Raw genomic sequence first — 20,297 nt, 5'->3', positions numbered from 1 at the left:
GTGCGACGATCGCGCCATGGACCTCTCCGTGCTCACCCGCCCCGCCCCGCCCGTGCCGCCCGTCGCGACGGTCGCGCGCGTCGCGCTGGGGCTCGCCCTGGTCGGGGCCGGGATCAGCCACCTCACGGTCGCGCGCGAGGAGTTCCAGGCGCAGGTCCCGTCCTGGTTCCCCGTGGACGACGACGTGACGGTGCTCGCGTCGGGCGCCGTCGAGATCGCGCTCGGCGGGTCGCTCGTCGTGCTGTCCCGGTGGCGCGTCGCCGTCGGGCTCGTCGCCGCCGCGTTCTTCGTGGTGATCTTCCCGGGCAACGTCGGGCAGTGGCTCGAGCACCAGGACGGGTTCGGCCTCGACACCGACGCCAAGCGGTTCGGGCGCCTGTTCTTCCAGCCCGTGCTCGTGGCGTGGGCGTTGTGGTCCACGGGCGCCCTCCGGGCGCTGCGTCGGGCGCGCCCGCGCGACTGATCCCCTGACGCGCCGGCCGGTCGCTGCCGGACCGTCGCTGTCGGACCGCTCGCGCCGGAGCGCGGTCACCCGCGCGGGGGAGCGGGCTCGCCGTGCCGGGGGATCCGCTGGCGGGCGGGGTCCAGGAGCGTCGAGGCATGAGCACCTCGACACCGCACCCGCCCCTGTCCGACCGCACGCCCGCACCCGCGCCGTCGGGCCGCGACCGTGGACCGTCGACCCGCGGCGGGCCACCCGCCCGTCCCGGGCGGGCGTCCCGAGGTCGCTGGGTCGCCCCCGCCGCAGCCGCGTGGTGGACCCTCGGCGGCGTCGTCGCGCTCGTCGTCACCCTGACCGGCGGCACGCTCGCGGTCGGTGCCGCGAACGACCTGTCGTTCGGCGCCCTGAGCAGGGTCCCGGGCGCGACCCTCACGCCGTGGGTCGCGGTCCTCGCGATCGTCGGTGCGGCCACCGCGCTGCGCGCGTGGCTCGGCGGACGGCGCGGTCCCGTCGCCCGGGCGGACCGCGCGCTGACCGTCGCGGCGACCGCGGTCGTCTCGGCCGGGGTGCTCGCCCTCACCGACGCGTCGATCCTCGCCCGGCTCGGGTACCTGCCGGTCACGCTCGTCATGGCGCCGTTCGACCCCGTGATCCGCGCCGCGTTCGAGGACTTCCTCGGCGCCGGCCCGCTCACGCAGCTCGCGCTCCTCGGCGGCGGCGCCCTGCTCGTCGCCTCGACGTGGCGGTTCGTGCGCCGCGGGGCCGGGGCGTGCGCGTCCTGCGGGCGCCGCCACGACGGCCGCGACCCGGCGTGGACCACGCCCGCCGCCGCGGCGCGCTGGGGCCGGACGGCCGCGCTCGTCGCCGCCGCGATCCCCACCTTCTACGCGATCACGCGCATCGCCTGGGTGCTCGGCATCCCGCTCGGCTTCTCGCCCGACGACGTCGCGCAGCTCGCCGGGGACGACGGCTGGGTCGCGGCGCTCGGGCTGGGCGGCTTCGCGCTCGTCGGCGCGGTGCTCACGCTCGGCCTGTTCCAGCGCTGGGGCGAGGTCTTCCCGCGCTGGACGGTCGGGCTCGCGGGACGCCGCGTGCCGGTGGGGCTCGCGGTGGTCCCCGCGACGGTCGTCGCGGTCGCGGTGCTCCCCGCGGGGCTCTCGCTCATCGTCCTCGGGTTCGGCGAGAGCCGGCTGGCCGTGACGGCAGACTCGTGGGGCGCCGTCGGGCCGACGCTCCTGTGGCCGGTCTGGTCGCTCGCGCTCGGCGCGGCGACCTACGCCTACTGGCTCCGCCGCCGCGGCGCGTGCCGGGTGTGCGGGCGCGGCTGAGCCGGGAGGCGTTGGCCTGGAGCGCGCACCAGGACCCAGAATCAGGAGCGGGTACCGATCGCGCAGAGAGAGGCTCCGCATGTCCGACACGCTCACGCCGCAGGCCGCCGCCGCCCGAGCAGGCGTCAGCCTCGACACGCTCCGCTACTACGAGCGGGAGGGGCTCATCGGGCCGATCGCCCGGACGGCCGGCGGGCACCGGGCCTACGACGGGGACGACCTGTTCTGGATCGGGCTGGTGACGTGCCTCCGGGACGCCGGGCTGGGGATCTCCGAGCTCCGCGAGTTCACCTCGCTCCTCCGCCGTGAGGGGAGCCCCGCGGACCGCGTCGCATTCCTCCAGGGCCATCGTCGGGAGCTGAACGAGCGGAGGGCGCGGATCGACCTCGCGCTCGGCGTGCTCGACGAGAAGATCGCGTACTACCGCGAGCAGGCGGGAGAGGCCCCGGGGTCGAGCGTCGAGGGGGAGCCGGCTCCGCCGTCGCGCACCGCTTGACCTGGAGCGCGCTCCAGCATCGAGCATCGGGGCATGACCGCACAGCAGCACGCCCCCCAGATCGTCCTCGGGACTATGGACCACGGCACGCGCGTGGAGCAGACCACCGCGTTCCGGCTGCTCGACCGCTTCGTCGAGGCCGGCGGCCACTGGCTCGACACCGCCAACTGCTACGCCTTCTGGACCGACCCGAGCGGGCTGGGTGGCGCCAGCGAGCGCGTGCTCGGCGCGTGGCTGCGGGCGAACCCGGGGGCGCGCTCGGCCGTCGGGCTCGCGACCAAGGTCCGTCAGGACCCGCTGGTCGCGCACGCGTGGCCCGCGAGCGCGGAGGGGCTCTCCGCGTCCGCCGTCCGGGCCGGGCTCGACGGGAGCCTCGAGCGCCTCGGCGTCGACCACGTCGACCTGCTGTGGGCGCACGCGGAGGACCGCACGGTCGACCTCGGCGAGACCGTCGCCGCGTTCGGGGAGGCGGTGGCCGAGGGGCGTGCCACCCGGATCGGCGCGGCCAACCACGCGTCGTGGCGGGTGCAGCAGGCGCGTGACCTCGCGCGTCGGCAGGGCGTGGCCGCGTGGTCGGCGCTGCAGCTCCGGCACTCCCTCGTGCAGCCCCGCCCGGGCACGACGGTCCCGGAGGCGGGCCACAAGCTCCTGGCCCCGGACGACCTCGACCACGCCCGCACGGAAGGGCTCGACCTGTGGTGCTACACGCCCCTGATGATGGGCGGGTACACCCGCGCGGACCGTCCGTTCTCCGCGGGCTACGCCCACCCCGGGACCGAGCGCGTGCTCCGCGTGCTCGACGAGGTCGCCCGGGAGACCGGCGCGACGCCGAACCAGGTCGTCCTGGCCTGGCTCATGAGCCAGGGGATCTCGCCCATCGTCGGGGCGAGCAGGATCGAGCAGGTCGACGAGGCGATGGCCGCGCGCGACGTCACGCTGTCCCCGAGCCAGCTGGACCGCTTCGCCGACGCCCGCTGACCCCTCGGCGGGGCTACTGCGGCTCGACGGGGCCGTCCTGGCCGGCCACGAGGTCGCCGCAGCTCGTCTCCTGGGCTGTCGTGACGACCGGGTCGTCGGCGGCGGCGCCCTGCGCGACCGTCTCCTCCTCGCCGTTCGTCGCGACCTTCGCGCCCGTGTCGAGGTCGACGAAGGTGCGCGACACCGTGAAGGTGGAGCCGTCGTCGGGCACGGCGTTCAAGCCCGCGAGGCGCAGCGTGCCGTCGACCTCGGTGCAGCCGACGCCCGTGCCGAAGCCCGTGAAGCCCTTGTCGAACGTGTAGGGCTCGTCCTGCGCGTTCTGCGTCGGCGTCAGGGCGCAGTCGGCGGCCGAGAGCAGCAGGACCTCGCGCCCGGTGTCCACGAGCGCGATCGGTGCGGTCCCGTCGCCCGCCGCGACGAGCTGGACGATCGCGCTCGCCGGCCGCGGGCTCGCCGACTCCACGGGTGCGGAGAACGTGGCGCCCGACGCCGTCGTGATGCCGAACGTGCGGTCCGCGCCGCCGGTGAGCCACGCGGTGTCCGGGCGGCCGTCGCCGTCGACGTCGACGATCTCGTGCGTGCCCGCCCCGGCGGGGACGCCGTCGCCGGTCGCGGGGCACCCCTCGGCGGCGGGGGTCGAGGCGCCGTCGGTGGGCGACGCCGCGTCGGTGGGGGACGGGCTCGCGGGAGCGCTGGTCGACGGCGCGGGCGTCTCGACGGCGGGGCCGTCGTCCGTCGGGCGGTTGACCAGCCACACGACGAGCGCGATCACCAGCACCGCGACGACCGTGACGACGATCCACGGCCACGTGCGGCGCGTCGGCGCGGGCTCGGGGTCGGGCGTGGGGAAGGGATCTCCGGGCGTGGTCATGTCCCCAGGCAACCACCACGCACGGGGGACGGCACCCCGGACGCGTCACGTTGCGTCACGTCCGCCCGAGATGCGAGAACCCGCTTCCGGTCGACCGCCCGGCCCGAGGACCATGTCGCCATGACCGGCACCCGACCTCCCGCGGAGCGCGCCCCGCGCCCCGGCGCGCTGTGTCGACGGGGCGACGGACCCCGACACGTCGCGAGGTAGGCCGCGCTCTCGCGGTCGTCGCGCGGCCGTCCGTCGCCCCTGCCCGGACCGCCGACCCCCCGACTCCCTGCGACAGGACCACCATGAGCGAGCACGAGACCCCCGGCGCCGCGCGCGTCGAACCACCCGTCACCGTCGAGACCGTCCGCCGCGTCCACCTCTCCGAGGACTGGCTCGCGACCGGCGTCGGCCTCCTGATCGTGGCCCTCGGCCTCCTCGGCCTGATCCCCGAAGGGCTGGTGCCGTGATGAGCGCCTCCACCCCGCCCTCCGCGGCGACGAGCACCACGCCGACCACCGACCCGGCGACGGACCCCGAGGGGCGCGGCCCGACGTCGGGCACGAGCCTGGAGGAGTCCGTCGTCCAGGACGGGCGCAACCCCGGGGCGGGCTACGTCGTCGCCGGGGTCGTCGTCCTCCTCGGCCTCGCATGGTCGGTCCGCTACCTGGAGCAGCACGTGCCCGACTGGCTCGCGGGCACGTCGCTGGCGGGCATCGCCAAGGCGGTCGAGTACCCGGTGTACGCGATCGCGCTCGGCCTGCTCGGCAACCTCGTGCTCACCGCGCTCGGGCTCCGCGACCGGCTCTCCGCCGCGTTCCGCACCGAGCTCTTCATCAAGACCGGGCTCGTCCTGCTCGGCGCGACGGTGAACCTGGCGCTCATCGTGTCCGCGGCAGGCCCGGCGATCGCCCAGGCGTTCCTGCTCATCACGCTCGTGTTCGGGTTCACGTGGTGGCTCGGCGGGCGCCTCGGCATCGAGGACAGGCTCCGGGCGCTGCTCGCGTCCGCGGTGTCGATCTGCGGGGTGAGCGCCGCGATCAGCGCGGCCGGTGCGGTGCAGGCGAAGAAGGAGCAGCTCGCGTACACGGCGAGCGTCGTCATCCTCTTCGCGCTCCCGTCGATCTTCGTCCTCCCGGCGCTGGCGGAGTCGCTCGGCCTCAGCCCGGCCGTCGCGGGCGCCTGGATCGGGGGCAACATCGACACGACGGCGGCCGTCACCGCGGCGGGCGCCCTCGCGGGAGACGAGGCGCTCCAGGTCGCGGCCATCGTCAAGGCGACCCAGAACGCGCTCATCGGCGTCGTCGCCGTCGCCCTCACCGCGTACTTCGCGTTCAAGGTCGAGCGGACGCCGGGAGCCTCGGCCCCGCGCGTGCGCGAGCTGTGGACGCGGTTCCCGAAGTTCGTGCTCGGCTTCCTCGCCGCGTCCGTCGCCGCCACGGTGTACGTCGGCGCCGTGGGCGCCGACGCGTCGGCGGACCAGATCGCGGTCCTCAAGTCGCTGAGCACCGTGTTCTTCATCGTCGCGTTCGTCTCGATCGGCCTGGAGTTCAAGGTCACGGCCGTGCGCGAGGCGGGCTGGAAGCCGCTCGTCGTGTTCGGGTCCGCGACGGTGTTCAACCTCGTGGTGGGGCTCGCCCTCGCGAGCGTGCTGTTCGCGAACCTGGAGGTCTGACACGCCAGTCCTGACGCGCGAGGTAGAGGCGTGGTCCTCGGACCGCGCCTCTACCTCGTGGTGCGCGGCCCCGAGCGGCGCCGGACGGTCAGCGGCGCAGGACCCGGGCGAGCGAGCGGGTGAGCGCGTCCCCGTCGGGCCCGTGCGCCGTCGGGACGCCCCCGACGTCGCCCGGCAGGCTGCCCGGCGCGGGCAGCGGCGAGCCGTGCGCGAGGACCTGCTGCGCGGGCGTCAGCTCGCGGATCGCGACGGCCGCCACGTGGCCCGGGTGGCGCCGCGCGGCGCGCGCGTAGATGTCGGGGTCGTGCTGGCCGTCGTCGCCGATCAGCAGCCAGTCGACGTCGGGCAGCTCGCGGAACAGCCGGTCGAGCGACGTGTCCTTGTGCTCCGGGCCGCTGCGGAACCAGCCCGTGTTCGTGGGGCCCCAGTCGGTGAGCAGCAGCGGGCCGGGCGGGAAGCCGTGGCGCTGGAGGAAGCGCCGCAGGTTGGCGGCGGTGTTCCACGCGCCCGTCGACACGTAGACGAACGGGGTGCCGGGCCGCGACGTCGCGATGCCGCGGTACAGCGCCGCCATGCCCGGCACCGGCACGCGGGCGCTCGAGTGCCGCACGAACGTGTTCCACGCCGCGATGAACGGGCGCGGGACGGCGGTCACCATCGCGGTGTCGTCGATGTCCGAGACGACGCCGAGCCGGCGCCCGTCGGCCACGACGAACACCCGGCCGGTCGCCGTCGCGCCCGCCGAGGTGCGGAACGAGACGTCGTGCCAGCCCGGCGCGAGGTCGACGTCGATCACCCGGTCGAGGTAGCCGCCGCGGTCGGACACGAGGTCGACCGTCGTGCCGCCCACCCGCACGCGGACCTCCTCGCGCGGGGCCGGGGCGGTGAAGAAGTAGCGCCAGCCGCGGCGGTCCGCGGACTCGCGCTCGTGCAGCGCCGGGTCGAACGCGGGGCTCGCGAGCAGCACCCGGCCCAGCACGCGCACGCGGCGCGGGCTCCCGTAGCCGGCGAACGGCTCGACGCGCGGGCGCCACCCGCGGGCCTTCTGGAAGCGGGAGACGACGGCGCGCCACCGGTCCTCGAGCCGCGCGGCCCGGTGGGGGCGCTGGCTCGGGGTGGGCTCGCTCGTGACGGTCGGTACGGGTGCGGTCTGTGGCATGGCTCGCGGCGCTGTCCTCGGTCGGGGGTGGCGGGTCAACCCTGTCACAGCCTGCCCACGCGCGCGGGGTGTCGCTCGGGGCGGCGGTCGTCGCCGGCGAGCGCGTGCGGGCCCGGCGGGCCGTGCCTAGCGTGGCCGCGTGAGCGACGAGACCTCCCGGAACCCTGCGGACCTGCCCGGCCGTCCCGTGCCCGACGGCGTGACCGACGCGACCGTCGAGGCGCTCGGTGCCCTGAGCGAGGCGCTCGAGACGACGGAACGCGCGCGCGGGCACCTCTACACGTTCCACCAGCTCACCGGCGAGGCGGACCTCGCCCTCGGTGACGCGGTCGAGAAGCTGCGCGCCGCAGGGCACGCCGAGGTCGCGGACCGCATCGAGACGGACCTCGTGGGCCGCAACGTCGTCCCCGGCCGCTGGACGTTCCAGCTCGTCGAGGAGTACGACGACGGCTACTGGTCGGCGTTCCGGGAGCACGAGCGCGCCGCGCGCGACGAGCTCGCGGGCGGCGCACGGCACCTGTTCGAGGCGCGGATGAAGCAGGACCGGCGCACGGCGGGCCGCCCCGGTCATGAGGCCGGCCCCGACGACGTGCGGTGACACCCCGCCGGTCGGCGCAGGACCGAGGCCGCGCGACCGATGAGTCCGGGCGCGCTCGTCGGTCCCAGGGGCAGGACCGACGAGAGGGATCTCCATGACCACCGCCGACCAGCCGGCCGCCCGACCCGCCGACCCCGACGCACCGCAGGGCACGCTCGTCCCCGGCTTCAGCTCTCCTGGCGCGCGCCCCGTCCCGTGGGAGACGGTGCGCAGCGCGCTCGAACGGGCCGAGATCTCGTGGATCTCGACCGTGCGCCCCGACGGGCGCCCGCACGTCACGCCGCTCATGACGGTCGTCGCCGACGGCCGCCTCCACGTGACCACCGGGCCCGACGAGCGCAAGGCCCGCAACCTGGCCGAGAACGCGCGCGTCGTCCTCACGACCGGGACGAACGCCTACGAGGACGCGCTCGACGTCGTCGTCGAGGGCACCGCCGCGCGCGTCACCGACGCCGCCGCGCTGCACCGCCTCGCCGAGCGGTGGCGCTGCAAGTACGGCGACGACTGGGCGTTCGACGTCGGGGACGGCGTGTTCCTCCACGACGGCGACCCGGCGCTCGTCTTCGCCGTGCGGCCCGAGGTCGTGTTCGCGTACGAGCGCACGTCCGAGCACGCGGCGATGCGGTGGCGGTTCGGCCCGGGCCCCCGCGCCGTCAGTGCCGCGGGTCCCTGATCGCCGCGGTGACGAGCGGCCAGCCGGTGTCGTCGGAGGACACCGAGAAGAGGTAGGGCCGGTCCACGCGGAAGGTGACGATCTCGGCCACGGCCTCCGCCGACACCGCCCCGACACCGACCTCGGTGACGGCCGCCGCGACGGTGCCCTCGGCGTCGACCTGGAGGAGCGCCTGCTGCCACGCCTGCGAGACGTAGAGCTCCTCGTCGCTGATGCCGCCGAGGTCTGGCGGCGTGGCCGGGTCGAGGAGCCCGCCCAGCCCGGCGGCGGAGAGCGCGGGCCGGAGGTCCAGCGGTTCCTCGGCGGGGACGTCGAGCGTCGGCAGGATGAGCGCGACCGTCAGCCGGGGTGCCGTGTCCAGCGTCTCCCGCAGCGCGACGAGCCGCCCCGGCGCGACGGACGCCGGATCGACTCCCTCGGGCGGAAGCACGACGTCGGCGTGGAACCCCTCGACGTACGGCAGCCGGACCGCGCGCCACCCGTCGTCCTGGGCATACGCCCACGTCTCCGTGAGCCGCAGCGACTCCACGTCCACCGTGTCGCCGCCCCCGAGCGTGAAGGGCGAGGGCACCGTGTCGCCCACGTCGAACGGTGCCTCCCACCGGGCGGCGAACAGGACCGCGTTCTGGAGCACGAGGCGCAGGTCGACGTCGGGCTCGATGGCGCTCTCCTCGATCAGCCCGCCGGTGTGGAACCGGACCCACTCGCTGAGCGGCACCATGCCCGACGACGTCCCGAGGTCCGTGTGCAGCACCCCGGCGCCGTACCCGGCCGCGAGCGACTCGAGGTAGGGCTCGTGGACCTCGGCCTCGTCGTCGAGCACGACCTGGTTCGCGACGTGCACGAGAGGCTTCTCCGGGAGCTCGTCCGCCCGGACCTGCGCCGGGTCGCCGTCGTAGGCGTCGAGCGACGCGAGGAGGGCGTTGACCGCGTCCGTCCGGTCCTGGCCGGACGCGCCGAGCACGTCGTCGAGGGTGAGCGCCGTGTCGCCCCGCGCGCCCTCGGCCAGCATCGAGAGCGCGACGACGGCGCTCGCGGGCGACACCACGACGTTCCCGTCGCGCGGTGCCGCGGCGAGCATCGTCAGGCCGAGCCGTTCGGTCGCGTCGACGACGCGGGGTGTCGCGCCGGCGTCGGTCACGCGCACGACGTCCCGCGCGGTGTCGGCGGTGGCGAGCGGCAGGTCCGGGCCTGCCGGCACGCCGCCCGCGCACGCCGTGAGCGCGGCCAGCGCCGCCGTCGTCGCCAGGGCGGTCAGCGTGCGCCGCGGCGGGCTCGGCTCCCGGTGCGGTCCTGCGGTCGTCGTCGTCATCGATCCCCCCGGCCGTCGGGGGGCGGCGCGCCCGCCGCCCTCTCTCCGACTGTGTCGGCGGGAGCGCGATCCTTGCGCAGCGGTACCGCTGCGGCTCTGACGCGCTCCGCCGCGGTCAGTCGACCGCTGGCCCGAAGCGCTCGGTCTTGATCCGCGCCGGGTCGTGGCCGAGCGCCACGAGCTGCCGTGCGACGGCCTCGACGAACCCCGTCGGCCCGCACACGAAGCACGCGGGCTCGATCTCGGGCGGCCAGCCCCACGCGGCGAGCTCGCGCCGCTCGACGCGGCCGGGCCCGCGCATCGAGCCGAGCGGGGTCGAACGGGTGTGGACGACGTGGACGTCGAGCCCGTCGTGCGCGGCCGCGAGGCGGTCGAGGTCGTCGACGTACAGCATGTCCTCGGGGCGCCGCACCGAGTACACGAGCCGGAACGGCGTGCGGTCGCCGGCGTCGCGCCGGGTGCGGAGCATCGCCATGAGCGGGACGAGGCCCGAGCCGCCCGCCGCGAGCAGCACGGGCGTCCCGGCGTCGCGCTCCGGCGACCAGACGAACCACCCGCCGACGGGCCCGCGCAGCTCGATCGCGTCACCCACGGCGAACACGTCGGTGAGGTAGGTCGAGACCTCGCCGCCGGGGACCCGCTGGACGGTGACCTCGACGCGGGCGGGGGCGACGCCGTCGGGCACCGCGCCGTCCTGCCGGACGGCGGGCGGGCTGCCCGGGGAGGGGTCGTCGTCGGGCAAGGGGGTGCGCGTCGCGGCGCTGCCGATCGAGTAGCTGCGCTCGGCGGTGTAGCCGTCGGGCGCGGTGAGGCGCAGGTCGACGTGCTGGCCGGCGAGGTGGCCGGGCCACGCGGGGACCTCGAGGACGAGCGTCCGCGCGGACGGGCTCTCGGCCCACGCGTCGACGAGCGTCGCGACCTGCCAGCCCGACGGCGTCGCGTACCGCGCGCCGAGGCGGACGGGCGCCTCAGTCACCCTGGTACCTCTGCTCGCGCCACGGGTCGCCGAGGTCGTGGTAGCCGAGCCGCTCCCAGAAGCCCTGCCGGTCCATGGGCATGAGGGTGATGCTGTTGACCCACTTCGCCGACTTCCAGAAGTACAGGTGCGGCACGAGGAGCCGCGCGGGGCCGCCGTGCACGGGGTGCAGCGGAGCGCCGTCGAACGTGTGCACGACCCACGCCTTGCCGCCGAGCAGCTCGGCGACCGGGAGGTTGGTCGTGTAGCCGCCGTAGCAGCCGATCATCGCGAAGTCGGCCGTGGACTCGACCTCGCCGAGGAGCGTGTCGAGCGAGACGCCGCGCCAGGACGTGCCGAACTTCGACCAGCGGGTGACGCAGTGGATGTCGACGGTCGGCTCGTCCTGGGGGAGCGCCAGGAGGTCGGCCCACGACCAGGAGCGGGTCACGCCGGTCTCGGTGGTGACGTCGAAGCGCCAGGTCGCGGTGTCGACGCGCGGTGTGGGCCCTGCCGAGAGCACGGGGAACCCGGTCTCGACGTACTGGCCCGGCGGGAGCGCCACGCCCTGCGGGCGTGGCCGGCCCTGGAAGCCGGGGGTGAGGGTGCTCATGGCTCACGGTAGGCGCGGCCCGCCAGGCCGCGCCAGGGGTCAGGCGTCCGCGTCGCCCGGCGGCGGTGCGGCGACGAGGCGCACGACGGCGTCGCGCAGCCACGCGCGGTACCGCTCGCGCGACCAGCCCGCACCGGCCGCGAAGTGCGTCCAGCCCTCCGGCGCGAGGAGGTAGGACAGGGTCTCGGCGGCCTCGTCCCGCGGCGCGCGCAGCCGGAACCCGTGGTCCGCGAGCACGTCGACGCTCGCGCGCAGGTCCGCGCGACGGCGGTCGAGGAGCGCCGCGAGCTCGGCGGCGACGGCCTCGTCGGAGCGGGCCGCCGACGTGAACGCCGACCACAGGGCCGCGACGCGTTCGTTCGCCGCCGCCACGAGCGCGACGAGCCCGTCGAGGAAGGCCTCGGGGTCGGTGGTCCCGGCGACGGCGCGGCCCTCGGGCCGGGCGGCGAGCGACTCCTGGCCCTCGGAGCCTGCGAACGTCACCTCGAAGGCCGCGAGGAGCAGGGCGCGCTTGGGCCCGTGCGCCTTGACGGTCTCGAGGGACACGCCCGCCCGCTCGGCGACGCGCGCGAGGGTCGTGCGCTCGTAGCCGCGCTCGGCGAGCTCCTCGGCCGCCGCGCGCACGACGCGCTCGCGGGTGCGCGCGGCCTGCTCGGCGCGGAGGTCGGACGTGTAGGCGCGGGGGACCACTATTGACTACCCCTCTAGGGTGATGAATACTCCTGACGGTTACCGATCTTCTCACACGCCGCCTCCCCCCTCGGCGTCCTCGCGCGGACGGCCCGGTCCCGCGCCTTCCCGTCCGACCGGCGCGTCCCGCGCCGCCCGAGAGAGGCACACCGATGGCCACCGTCCTGCTCTGCTCCACCCCCGTGCATGCCCACGTCACCCCGCTGCTCGCGGTCACGCGCGCGCTCGTCGCCCACGGCCACGAGGTCCGGTTCCTCACCGGCTCGCGCTTCGCCGCGGCCGTGGAGGCGGCCGGCGCCGAGCACGTGCCGCTGCCCGCCGCCGCCGACTTCGACGACCGCGACCTCGCGGCCGCCTTCCCGGGTCGCGCGGGCCGCACCGGTCTCGACGCGATCCGGCACGACATGCTCGAGATCTTCGTCCGGCCGGGCGCCGCGCAGCACCGCGCCGTCGTCGACGCCCTCGCAGCGCGCCCGGCCGACGTCGTGCTCGTCGAGCCCCTGTTCCTCGGCGCGATGGCGCTCGTCGCCACCCCGGCCGACCGACGCCCACCCGTGCTCGCGCTGGGCATCTTCCCGCTCGGGCTGAAGAGCGACCTCACCGCACCGTTCGGCCTCGGCGTGCTGCCCGCGCGCGGGCCGCTCGGGGTGCTGCGCAACCGGGCGCTGCACCGCTTCGTCGAGGGCGTCGCGTTCGCCGCGCCGCAGCGCGCCGCGCAGGACATGGTGCGCGCGACCGGCGCCACCCCGAGCGACACGTTCTTCCTGGGCTGGCCCGCCGACGCGGACGCCGTCGTGCAGCTCACCGTCCCCGAGCTCGAGTACCCGCGGCCCGACGTCGTCACGCCCGTCCGGTTCGTCGGCCCGCCGCGACCCGTCGCCGCGCACGGCGACCTCCCCGCCTGGTGGGACGACCTCGGCACCCGCCGCCCCGTCGTCCACGTCACGCAGGGCACCGTCGCGAACGAGGACCCGCACCAGCTCCTCGTCCCGACCCTGCACGCGCTCGCGGACGAGGACGTGCTCGTCGTCGCCGCCACCGGCGGACGGCCCGTCGAGACTCTCGGCACGCTGCCCGTGAACGCGCGCGCCGCCGAGTACCTCCCGTACGACGCGCTGCTCCCGCGCACGTCGGTCCTCGTGACGAACGGCGGCTACGGGGGCGTGCACCACGCGCTGCGGTACGGCGTGCCCGTCGTCGTCGCCGGGAAGACGGAGGACAAGGCGGAGGTCGCGGCCCGCGTCGCGTGGACCGGGACGGGCGTGCGGCTGCGGACCAGCACGCCGCGACCCGCCCAGGTGCGACGCGCGGTGCGCCGCCTGCTCGACGACCCCGCGTACGCCCGGGCCGCCGCGCGCGTCGGCGAGCGCATCGCCGTCGCGCCGGGGGAGGACGGCGTCGTCGCGGTCGTGGAGGAGGTCGTCGCCCGGCGCGCCGCGCCCCGTGCCGCGCGCTGACGGGGGAGGAGGATCGGGGGATGCCCAGCGACCTGCTCATGCGCATCCACGGTCCCGAGTTCCGCGCCGTGTCCGAGCGCGTGCTGGAGGCGACCGCGCTCACCTCGCGGCTCAACGTGCTCCCGTTCGACGACGAGGACGGCAAGGCCCGGCTCCTCGAGCAGATCCTCGGGCGACCGCTGCCCCCGCGCACGACGATCTACCCGCCGTTCTTCACGGACCACGGTCTGCACCTCGACCTCGGCGAGCGGGTCTTCGTCAACCAGAACTGCACGTTCCTCGACTACGCCGGCATCCGGCTCGCCGACCGCGTGCTGGTCGCACCGCGGGTCACGTTCATCACCGTCGGGCACCCCGTCGACACCGACGACCGCAAGGTCTGGCTCACCGGCGGCCCGATCGACGTCCACGAGAACGTGTGGATCGGCGCGGGAGCGACCATCCTGCCCGGCGTGACCATCGGTCGCGACGCCGTCGTCGCCGCGGGCGCCGTCGTCACCGACGACGTGCCGCCACGCAGCCTCGTGACCGGGCCGCGGGCGGACGTCCGCCGCACCTGGTGAGGGGCCGCCGGCTCAGCACGTGTGCCTTCGGTCGTGCTGGAGCCTGTGCTTGCTCCGCTGCGCTCCGGCTCAGCACTCGTGCCCTCGGTCGTGCTGGAGCCTGTGCTTGCTCCGCTGCGCTCCGGCTCAGCACTCGACGACGTTGACCGCAAGGCCACCCGTCGAGGTCTCCTTGTACTTGGTCGACATGTCGACGCCCGTCTGGCGCATGGTCTCGATGACGGTGTCCAGCGAGACGACGTGCGAGCCGTCGCCCTGGAGCGCGAGGCGCGCGGCGGAGACGGCGGTGCACGCGGCGATGGCGTTGCGCTCGATGCACGGGACCTGGACGAGCCCCCCGACCGGGTCGCACGTGAGGCCGAGGTTGTGCTCCATCGCGATCTCGGCCGCGTTCTCGACCTGGGCGGGCGTCCCGCCGAGCACCGCGCAGACGGCGCCGGCGGCCATGGAGCAGGCCGACCCGACCTCCCCCTGGCACCCGGCCTCCGCGCCCGAGATGGACGCGTTGCGCTTGTACAGCGCGCCGATGGCGGCGGCGGTGAGCAGGTACGTGCGCATCGCCCGACGACGGCGGGCCGGGTCGGCGGCGACGTCCGGGTGCGTGCGCAGGAAGTGCCGCCCGACGGCCGGGATGATCCCGGCCGCGCCGTTCGTCGGGGCGGTCACGACGCGCCGCCCGTCGGCGTTCTCCTCGTTGACGGCCATCGCGAAGGCCTGGAGCCACTCGATCGTCGTGTCGGCGCCGCGCTCGTCGGCCAGCTCGAGGCGCTCGCGCTGCGCACGGGCCCGACGCCGGACCTTGAGCCGCCCGGGCAGGACGCCGTCGCGCTCCAGCCCGGCGTCGACGCACGCGCTCATCGTGTCCCAGATGCGGTCGACGCCCGCCTCGACGTCGGCCGCCGGGCGCAGCGCGGTCTCGTTGGCCCAGGCGACCGCGGCGATGGACGTCCGCTCGCGCTCGCACACGGCGAGGAGTTCGGCCGCGTTGGCGAACGGGAACGGCACGCCGACCGGCTCGGTCCGCGGGTCGATCGCCTCGCCCGCGAGCTCGGCCCCGACCTGGGCGGCCTCGTTCGCGGCGGCTGCCTCGAGCTCGGCCGCGGTGAGGACGAACCCGCCGCCGACGGAGTAGTACGCCTCCTCGGCGACCGTCGCGCCGTCGGCGTCGAGCGCGGTGAAGCGCATCCCGTTGGGGTGGCCGGGCATGCGCGTCAGCGGCGCGAGGCGCACGTCGTCGCTGGTCATGGTGATGCGGTGGCGGCCCAGGAGCGTGACGGGCGCGCCGTCGCCGAGCTTCTCCCACGACCCGGGCACGCGCGCCGGGTCGCACGTCTCGGGGTCGAGGCCGAGCAGGCCCGCGACGACGGCGTCCGGGGTCCCGTGGCCGACGCCCGTCGCGCCGAGCGAGCCGCACAGCACGACCCGCAGGCCGGCGACGCTGCCGAGCGTGTCGTCCGCGGCCAGGGTCGTGACGAACGCCTTCGCCGCGCGCATCGGCCCGACGGTGTGCGAGCTCGACGGGCCGACGCCGACGGAGAACAGGTCGAGGACCGAGACGTAGGCGCTCATGCCCACCATGGTCGCACCTCGTCCACGATGCGGGCGGATTTTGCTATAGCGAATCGGTCACGAGCGCGTGGGCGCGGGACGGCTCAGGGCGACCGGGCAGGTCGCGAGGTGGTCGTCCACCAGGCCGCACGCCTGCATGGCCGCGTACGCCGTCGTGGGCCCGACGAACCGGAAGCCGTGCTTCTTGAGCGCCTTCGACAGGGCGACCGACTCCGGGCTCGTGCTCGGGACGTCGCCCCACGTGGCGGGCCGGCCGGAGCGCGCGGGCGGCGCGAACGACCACACCAGCTCGTCGAGCGAGCCGCCGCCGGACTGCAGCGCGAGGAGCGCCCGCGCGTTGTCGATCGTCGCCGTGATCTTCTGGCGGTTGCGGATGATGCGGGCGTCCGTCAGGAGCCGCTCGACGTCGGTCTCGTCGAACGCCGCGACCGCCTCGGGGTCGAACCCCGCGAACACCTCGCGGAAGGCCGGTCGCTTGCGCAGCACCGTGATCCAGGACAGCCCGGACTGGAAGCCCTCGAGGACCAGGCGCTCGAACAGCGCGGTGTCCCCGTGCACCGCCACCCCCCACTCGGTGTCGTGGTACTCCTCGTAGAGCGGGTCGCCGTCGCCGAAGCAGCGGGCGCCGGGGCGCGGCGCGGGCGGCGCGTCGTCGGGCACGGCGAGCGGGGTGGACGCGTCGGTCTCGGTCGTCATGCGCCCCACTCTGCCGCCCCCCGCCGACACCCACGAGGTCCCTGTGGACGGCGAGTGTCCGGGCGCGTGCGCCGAGGCGCCTGTGGTCAGGCGTCGGCCGGGGGCAGTGCGACCTCGGCGATCGCGCGCAGCGCGTCGAGGTGCGCGCACAGGGCGGCGGCGCCGGCGGGCGTGAGGCGCACCCAGGTGCGCGTGCGCCGTCCGGCGCGCTCCTTGCTGATCTCGACGTACCCGGCGTCCTCGAGCACCGTGAGCTGCTTCGACAGGGTCGAGTCGGACAGCTCGATGGTGTCGCGCAGGGTCCGGAAGTCCGCCTTCTCGACGCCCGAGAGCGCGGCGACGACGGAGAGGCGCACGGGGGAGTGGATCACCTCGTCGAGCGTGTGGCGCGGGTGGTGGTCGACGGCGGAGCCGTCGCCCGCCGGGGGACGGCGCGTCGTCACGCCGTCACCGCCGCGTCCCGCGGGGCGGGCCGCCACGCCGCGACGAGCAGCGGGACGGCGCTCACGAGCGCCGCGGGCACCCAGTACGCCACGGAGCCGGGCCACACCACCAGCCCGGCGACGAGCACGGCCCCGTAGACCACGGCCCAGGACACGGCGCCGACGGCGATCCGGCGTCGCGTGCCGACGGCCAGGGCGCCCTGCCGCGCCGCCCACGTGGCGCCGACGGTGACGATCGCGACCCAGGCCGCCATGCCGACGACGAAGCCGACCCGGCCGCCGAGCCCGATCGCGAGCACCAGCCCGATGCTCGCGACGGCCCACCCCGTCAGGTAGAGCCGGACCCACCGCCACCCGCGCGCCCGGGTGGCGCCGGCGAGGCGGTCGGCACGGTCGAGAGCGGCTGCCGCGTCGAGGGGCGCCAGGGAGGTCGTGTCGTCGGTGCTCATGGATGCCATCGAAGCATCTACTTGCCATCATGGCAAGTGGTTTCCATGGGGACCTCTCCCTATCGTGCGCGTCACCGGTCCCGTGCACACTGGTCCCGGCCGTGCCCCGCCCCGGGCCGCACGACGCCGTCGTCCCGACCGCCGTCCCCGAGGAGCACCCATGTCCGACGCCCTGGCCGCGCTCGCCGCCGCCGTCGCGGCAGCGCCCGCGAGCGCACCGCTGCGCGTGCACTACGCGAGCCTCCTGCTCGCCGCGGGGCGTCCCGTCGAGGCGCTCGAGCAGGCCAGCGCCGGGCTGCGGATCGACCCCGCCGACGGCGAGGCGCTGCGGCTCGTCCAGGAGGCGGCCGCGTCCGCTGCGGCGGCGTCGCGACCGGCGGACGCCGCGCCCGGGCACGCGCCGGGCGACCCCGCGCCGTCCGGCGACCCTGCGTCGTCCGACCACCCGGCGCCGCCCGACCACCCCGGGCAGGGCGCTCCCGCCGGGCCGGGGAGCCCGGCGTCGGGTATCGACTGGGACCGGCTGGAGGACGAGCTCGACGTGCGCGTCCCGCCGCCCTTCGTCGAGGAACCGGCCGTCGCCCCCGCTCCCGCCGACCCGGGCCCGACGCCCGCGCAGGAGGGCGCCGACCCCGCACCCGGGGGCGGGCAGCCGTTCCTCGTGCCCGCGCGCGACGACGTCCCCGACGACGGGTCGGGCCTGCTCGAGGTCTCGCGCGAGACGGTGACGCTCGCCGACGTCGGCGGCCTGGAGCCGGTGAAGAAGCGCATCCGCGAGGCGTTCCTGGAGCCGATGCGCCACCAGGCCATCGCGCAGGCGTTCGGCAAGTCGCTGCGCGGCGGCCTGCTGCTCTACGGGCCGCCCGGCACCGGCAAGACGTACATGGCGCGCGCGGTCGCGGGCGAGCTCGGCGCGCGGTTCCTCACGGTGACGCTCGCGGACATCCTCGACAAGTACATCGGGGAGAGCGAGCAGAACCTCCACGCCCTGTTCCAGCGGGCGCGGCAGCTCGCGCCGGCCGTCCTGTTCCTCGACGAGGTCGACGCGATCGGCGGCAGGCGCGCGCAGTACTCCGGCTCGTCGGGCATGCGGACGGTCGTCAACCAGCTCCTCCAGGAGATGGACGGCATCGGCTCCGACAACGACGGCCTGTTCGTGCTCGGCGCGACCAACCACCCGTGGGACGTCGACACCGCGCTCCTGCGCCCGGGACGGTTCGACCGCGTCGTGCTCGTCCTGCCGCCCGACGAGCCCGCGCGCGAGGCCATCCTGCGCCACCACCTCGCGGGGCGGCCCGTCGCCGGGATCGACCTGGGCGCCGTCGTGCGGCGCACCGAGGGATTCTCCGGTGCGGACCTGGAGCACCTGGCGGCCACGGCGGCCGAGAAGGCGATGATGGACTCCATCGCGTCCGGCCAGGTGCGGCCCGTCACGATGGCCGACATGGAGTCGGCGCTCGCGGACGTGCGGCCGTCCACGACGGCGTGGCTCCAGTCCGCGCGCAACGTCGTGACGTTCGCGAACAACGACGGCCGCTACGACGAGCTCGCCGCGTACCTGCGCGCGCGGCGCATGCTCTGAGAGGGTGAGGCAGCCGACGGTGACCACGACCACCGACCCGCGCGCCGTCGGCGCGCGCGTCGAGATGCTCGTCCAGATGGGGCGGCCCGAGCGCGCGCTCGACGAGGTCGACGAGGCGCTCGCGGCCGTCCCCGACGACCCGCGGCTCCTCCTCGCCGCCGCGTGGGTGCGGCTGCACCTCCAGCGTTCCGCCGACGCGCTGCCCCTCCTGGAGCAGGTGGTCGCCGCCCAGCCCGCGGCCGACGGCGCGCTCTACCTGCTGTCGGTCGCGCGCCAGAACACCGGTGACGTCCCGGGCGCGCGCGACGCCGCACGCCGCGCGCTCGAGCTCGACCCCGACGACGCGCGCTACCACCTCCAGCTCGCCGACGCCCTTCTCTCGGGGCGCGTGCGCGGCGCCGACCGGCGGCTCGCGCGCGAGCGCATCGCCTCGGCGCTCGAGCTCGCCCCCGAGGCCCCGGACCGGCTCGCGCAGGCGGCCCGGCTGTGGTCGCGCCTCGGGGACGACGACCGGGCGCGCGCCCTGGTGCGGCAGGGGCTCGCCGTCGCGCCGGAGCACGAGGACCTCCTCTACCTCGACGCGGCCCTCGCGCTCGACGCGAGCCGCAGCGCCCAGGGGTACAGCGGCGTCCTCGCCATGAACCCCGAGCACGCAGAGGCCGGGTACCTGCTGCACCTCAGCGTGTGGCAGCAGGTGCTGCGGCTCGTCGAGATGCCGGTCCTGCTCGTCGGGGCGGTCGCCCTCGTCGTCGCCTTCGCGATGAGCGACGCCCACGTGGGCAGCGTGCCGGTCTGGGGGGTCGTCGTGCTCCTGTGGACGGGCGTGACCGCGTTGCGCGTCCTGCCCGTCCTGCTCCAGGTCCCGCGCGGGCTGCTGCGCCGCACCCTGCACCGGACCCCGTTCCGCGACGGAACCGTCGTGGCGATCGCCGTCGGGTGGGCGGGCGTCCTCGCGGGCCTCGCCCTGCTCTACGTCGTGCGCGACGCCGTCGCCGTCCGCTGGTTCCTCGTCGGGCTCGGGGTGGTGCTGGCCCTGACGACCGTGACCTCGGCCGTGCTGCACGCGGCGATGTTCACGCAGGCGCGCGAGCTCGGGTACCTGCCGGCCGGGACGGCGGGAGCCGTGCGGATCGCGGCCCTGCGCGCGAGCCTGCGGGGCGCCGTCGTGCGCCGTGCCGTCGTCCTCGGGATCGTCGCGGTCGTCGTCGGGAGCATCGGCCCGGGCGCGGTCGCGCGCGAGGACGCCCGGCCCGTGGCGGCCCTCGCCGCGGTGGCGTACGTGCTGCCGCTCGTCGTCGGGATGTGGGCCGCGTGGCGCGTCGCGGCCCGGCAGCGCGCGGTGTCCGACGAGCGCCCGCCCGTGAGCACGGCCGCCGCGGTCCGCGCGGGGCTGGGCGGCGCCGTCCTCGTCCTCGTCACGGTCCTGCTGCTGCTCGCCGAGGCGGCCGCGCTCGCCGCGCTGCCCGTCGCCCCCGACGAGCACGACGCCGACGGTCGCTACGCCCAGGAGGAGCGCGCCCCGCGCGACCCGGGCTCGGCCGTGCAGGAGTGCACCGGGCGCCCCGCCGCGCGCCTCGCGTGCCTCCAGGAGAACAACCGGGTCCGCCAGGAGGAGCTCCAGGAGCGGATGGGTGAGCTCGACGTCCCGACGATCGACGTCCCCACGTTCGACGTGCCGGACCTCCCGGATCTCTCGGATCTCCAGGCGCCGGGCTCCACGGGGCAGCAGACCCCCTGATCCCCGGCACCCCGGGCGGGTG

The 20,297-nt window shown here is 76.0% G+C and carries 22 protein-coding genes; 12 read left to right on the top strand and 10 right to left on the bottom strand.

Features of this window, described 5'->3' with window-relative positions:
* Positions 1 to 16: 16 nt before the first annotated feature.
* The 4 genes from MT994_RS01660 to MT994_RS01645 all read left to right on the top strand — a co-directional run bounded on the left by MT994_RS01660 (position 17) and on the right by MT994_RS01645 (position 3,244).
* The gene (locus MT994_RS01660) at positions 17 to 463 is read left to right on the top strand and encodes a MauE/DoxX family redox-associated membrane protein (protein WP_009864071.1); all 447 of its coding nucleotides are present in this window, start codon (positions 17 to 19) and stop codon (positions 461 to 463) included.
* Between the two features lie 137 nt (positions 464 to 600).
* Entirely contained in the window at positions 601 to 1,770 is a 1,170-nt protein-coding gene (locus MT994_RS01655; protein ID WP_354804832.1) for a hypothetical protein, read from the top strand.
* 79 nt (positions 1,771 to 1,849) lie between these two features.
* Positions 1,850 to 2,266, top strand: a complete 417-nt coding sequence (locus tag MT994_RS01650) for a MerR family transcriptional regulator (protein ID WP_354804831.1) — start codon at positions 1,850 to 1,852, stop codon at positions 2,264 to 2,266.
* Positions 2,267 to 2,299: 33 nt separating this feature from the next.
* Positions 2,300 to 3,244, top strand: a complete 945-nt coding sequence (locus tag MT994_RS01645; protein ID WP_354804830.1) for an aldo/keto reductase — start codon at positions 2,300 to 2,302, stop codon at positions 3,242 to 3,244.
* A gap of 13 nt (positions 3,245 to 3,257) precedes the next feature.
* Here the strand turns inward: MT994_RS01645 and MT994_RS01640 are convergent, their stop codons facing one another.
* Entirely contained in the window at positions 3,258 to 4,115 is an 858-nt protein-coding gene (locus tag MT994_RS01640; RefSeq protein ID WP_354804829.1) for a hypothetical protein, read from the bottom strand.
* Positions 4,116 to 4,408: 293 nt separating this feature from the next.
* On the opposite strand from MT994_RS01640, the gene MT994_RS01635 reads away from it, so the two are divergent.
* Positions 4,409 to 4,573, top strand: coding sequence for a hypothetical protein (locus tag MT994_RS01635; RefSeq protein ID WP_021483057.1), 165 nt, complete (start codon positions 4,409 to 4,411; stop codon positions 4,571 to 4,573).
* Positions 4,573 to 5,778, top strand: coding sequence for a putative sulfate exporter family transporter (locus tag MT994_RS01630; protein WP_194521475.1), 1,206 nt, complete (start codon positions 4,573 to 4,575; stop codon positions 5,776 to 5,778). Before MT994_RS01635 ends, MT994_RS01630 begins: the two co-directional genes overlap by 1 nt.
* 88 nt (positions 5,779 to 5,866) lie before the next feature.
* Here MT994_RS01630 and MT994_RS01625 read toward each other — a convergent pair whose 3' ends face one another.
* Positions 5,867 to 6,937, bottom strand: a complete 1,071-nt coding sequence (locus MT994_RS01625; RefSeq protein ID WP_354804827.1) for a phosphatase domain-containing protein — start codon at positions 6,935 to 6,937, stop codon at positions 5,867 to 5,869.
* Positions 6,938 to 7,076: 139 nt separating this feature from the next.
* Between MT994_RS01625 and MT994_RS01620 the strand changes: the two genes are divergently transcribed.
* Both MT994_RS01620 and MT994_RS01615 read left to right on the top strand, forming a co-directional pair.
* Entirely contained in the window at positions 7,077 to 7,535 is a 459-nt protein-coding gene (locus MT994_RS01620; RefSeq protein ID WP_340697866.1) for a hypothetical protein, read from the top strand.
* A 94-nt stretch (positions 7,536 to 7,629) separates the two neighbouring features.
* Positions 7,630 to 8,208 carry a pyridoxamine 5'-phosphate oxidase family protein gene (locus MT994_RS01615; protein ID WP_354804825.1) on the top strand — a complete coding sequence of 193 codons (579 nt, stop codon included), beginning with the start codon at positions 7,630 to 7,632 and terminating at the stop codon, positions 8,206 to 8,208.
* Here the strand turns inward: MT994_RS01615 and MT994_RS01610 are convergent.
* From MT994_RS01610 to MT994_RS01595, 4 genes are all read right to left on the bottom strand, one after another.
* Positions 8,189 to 9,520 (bottom strand): serpin family protein, encoded by a 1,332-nt coding sequence (locus tag MT994_RS01610; protein WP_354804823.1) that lies wholly within the window; start codon positions 9,518 to 9,520, stop codon positions 8,189 to 8,191. The genes MT994_RS01615 and MT994_RS01610 overlap by 20 nt on opposite strands.
* A 115-nt stretch (positions 9,521 to 9,635) precedes the next feature.
* Entirely contained in the window at positions 9,636 to 10,496 is an 861-nt protein-coding gene (locus MT994_RS01605) for a ferredoxin reductase (protein WP_194521471.1), read from the bottom strand.
* Complete coding sequence (locus tag MT994_RS01600; RefSeq protein ID WP_354804821.1) at positions 10,489 to 11,088, bottom strand: sulfite oxidase-like oxidoreductase; 600 nt, start codon at positions 11,086 to 11,088, stop codon at positions 10,489 to 10,491. The genes MT994_RS01605 and MT994_RS01600 overlap by 8 nt, the downstream gene beginning before the upstream one ends.
* Before the next feature lie 39 nt (positions 11,089 to 11,127).
* Positions 11,128 to 11,778 carry a helix-turn-helix domain-containing protein gene (locus MT994_RS01595; RefSeq protein WP_244985556.1) on the bottom strand — a complete coding sequence of 217 codons (651 nt, stop codon included), beginning with the start codon at positions 11,776 to 11,778 and terminating at the stop codon, positions 11,128 to 11,130.
* A 152-nt stretch (positions 11,779 to 11,930) separates the two neighbouring features.
* Between MT994_RS01595 and MT994_RS01590 the strand changes: the two genes are divergently transcribed.
* Together MT994_RS01590 and MT994_RS01585 are read left to right on the top strand one after the other, a co-directional pair.
* Positions 11,931 to 13,235, top strand: a complete 1,305-nt coding sequence (locus MT994_RS01590) for a glycosyltransferase (protein ID WP_354804820.1) — start codon at positions 11,931 to 11,933, stop codon at positions 13,233 to 13,235.
* 20 nt (positions 13,236 to 13,255) lie between these two features.
* The gene (locus tag MT994_RS01585; protein ID WP_354804818.1) at positions 13,256 to 13,798 is read left to right on the top strand and encodes a DapH/DapD/GlmU-related protein; all 543 of its coding nucleotides are present in this window, start codon (positions 13,256 to 13,258) and stop codon (positions 13,796 to 13,798) included.
* A 126-nt stretch (positions 13,799 to 13,924) separates the two neighbouring features.
* Here the strand turns inward: MT994_RS01585 and MT994_RS01580 are convergent, their stop codons facing one another.
* The 4 genes from MT994_RS01580 to MT994_RS01565 all read right to left on the bottom strand — a co-directional run bounded on the left by MT994_RS01580 (position 13,925) and on the right by MT994_RS01565 (position 16,955).
* Positions 13,925 to 15,367 carry an L-serine ammonia-lyase gene (locus tag MT994_RS01580; protein WP_354804816.1) on the bottom strand — a complete coding sequence of 481 codons (1,443 nt, stop codon included), beginning with the start codon at positions 15,365 to 15,367 and terminating at the stop codon, positions 13,925 to 13,927.
* 57 nt (positions 15,368 to 15,424) lie between these two features.
* Positions 15,425 to 16,063 carry a DNA-3-methyladenine glycosylase I gene (locus tag MT994_RS01575; RefSeq protein WP_354804815.1) on the bottom strand — a complete coding sequence of 213 codons (639 nt, stop codon included), beginning with the start codon at positions 16,061 to 16,063 and terminating at the stop codon, positions 15,425 to 15,427.
* Positions 16,064 to 16,149: 86 nt separating this feature from the next.
* Positions 16,150 to 16,506: a transcriptional regulator gene (locus tag MT994_RS01570; RefSeq protein WP_354804813.1), complete on the bottom strand. Its 357-nt coding sequence runs from the start codon at positions 16,504 to 16,506 to the stop codon at positions 16,150 to 16,152.
* Positions 16,503 to 16,955, bottom strand: coding sequence for a hypothetical protein (locus MT994_RS01565; protein ID WP_354804812.1), 453 nt, complete (start codon positions 16,953 to 16,955; stop codon positions 16,503 to 16,505). Before MT994_RS01565 ends, MT994_RS01570 begins: the two co-directional genes overlap by 4 nt.
* A gap of 160 nt (positions 16,956 to 17,115) precedes the next feature.
* On the opposite strand from MT994_RS01565, the gene MT994_RS01560 reads away from it, so the two are divergent.
* Both MT994_RS01560 and MT994_RS01555 read left to right on the top strand, forming a co-directional pair.
* Entirely contained in the window at positions 17,116 to 18,537 is a 1,422-nt protein-coding gene (locus tag MT994_RS01560) for an ATP-binding protein (protein ID WP_354804811.1), read from the top strand.
* Positions 18,538 to 18,556: 19 nt separating this feature from the next.
* A complete protein-coding gene (locus tag MT994_RS01555; RefSeq protein ID WP_354804810.1) occupies positions 18,557 to 20,275 on the top strand; it encodes a tetratricopeptide repeat protein in 1,719 nt (572 codons plus the stop codon).
* The last annotated feature ends 22 nt before the right edge of the window (positions 20,276 to 20,297 follow it).

Source organism: Cellulosimicrobium sp. MI9406, assembly GCF_040595865.1.
Classification (GTDB): Bacteria; Actinomycetota; Actinomycetes; order Actinomycetales; family Cellulomonadaceae; genus Cellulosimicrobium; species Cellulosimicrobium funkei.
Note: the sequence above shows the minus strand (reverse complement) of the source record. Positions and strands in the feature narration are given on the sequence as shown.

Bases quoted from the DNA above. Each gene is read 5' to 3' on its own strand.
- MT994_RS01560 (WP_354804811.1), top strand. From the start codon at position 17,116: ATGTCCGACGCCCTGGCCGCGCTCGCCGCCGCCGTCGCGGCAGCGCCC.
- MT994_RS01650 (WP_354804831.1), top strand. From the start codon at position 1,850: ATGTCCGACACGCTCACGCCGCAGGCCGCCGCCGCCCGAGCAGGCGTC.
- MT994_RS01645 (WP_354804830.1), top strand. From the start codon at position 2,300: ATGACCGCACAGCAGCACGCCCCCCAGATCGTCCTCGGGACTATGGAC.
- MT994_RS01565 (WP_354804812.1), bottom strand. From the start codon at position 16,955: ATGAGCACCGACGACACGACCTCCCTGGCGCCCCTCGACGCGGCAGCC.
- MT994_RS01600 (WP_354804821.1), bottom strand. From the start codon at position 11,088: ATGAGCACCCTCACCCCCGGCTTCCAGGGCCGGCCACGCCCGCAGGGC.
- MT994_RS01640 (WP_354804829.1), bottom strand. From the start codon at position 4,115: ATGACCACGCCCGGAGATCCCTTCCCCACGCCCGACCCCGAGCCCGCG.
- MT994_RS01580 (WP_354804816.1), bottom strand. From the start codon at position 15,367: ATGAGCGCCTACGTCTCGGTCCTCGACCTGTTCTCCGTCGGCGTCGGC.
- MT994_RS01615 (WP_354804825.1), top strand. From the start codon at position 7,630: ATGACCACCGCCGACCAGCCGGCCGCCCGACCCGCCGACCCCGACGCA.
- MT994_RS01660 (WP_009864071.1), top strand. From the start codon at position 17: ATGGACCTCTCCGTGCTCACCCGCCCCGCCCCGCCCGTGCCGCCCGTC.
- MT994_RS01590 (WP_354804820.1), top strand. From the start codon at position 11,931: ATGGCCACCGTCCTGCTCTGCTCCACCCCCGTGCATGCCCACGTCACC.
- MT994_RS01625 (WP_354804827.1), bottom strand. From the start codon at position 6,937: ATGCCACAGACCGCACCCGTACCGACCGTCACGAGCGAGCCCACCCCG.
- MT994_RS01635 (WP_021483057.1), top strand. From the start codon at position 4,409: ATGAGCGAGCACGAGACCCCCGGCGCCGCGCGCGTCGAACCACCCGTC.
- MT994_RS01575 (WP_354804815.1), bottom strand. From the start codon at position 16,063: ATGACGACCGAGACCGACGCGTCCACCCCGCTCGCCGTGCCCGACGAC.
- MT994_RS01585 (WP_354804818.1), top strand. From the start codon at position 13,256: ATGCCCAGCGACCTGCTCATGCGCATCCACGGTCCCGAGTTCCGCGCC.
- MT994_RS01630 (WP_194521475.1), top strand. From the start codon at position 4,573: ATGAGCGCCTCCACCCCGCCCTCCGCGGCGACGAGCACCACGCCGACC.
- MT994_RS01655 (WP_354804832.1), top strand. From the start codon at position 601: ATGAGCACCTCGACACCGCACCCGCCCCTGTCCGACCGCACGCCCGCA.
- MT994_RS01610 (WP_354804823.1), bottom strand. From the start codon at position 9,520: ATGACGACGACGACCGCAGGACCGCACCGGGAGCCGAGCCCGCCGCGG.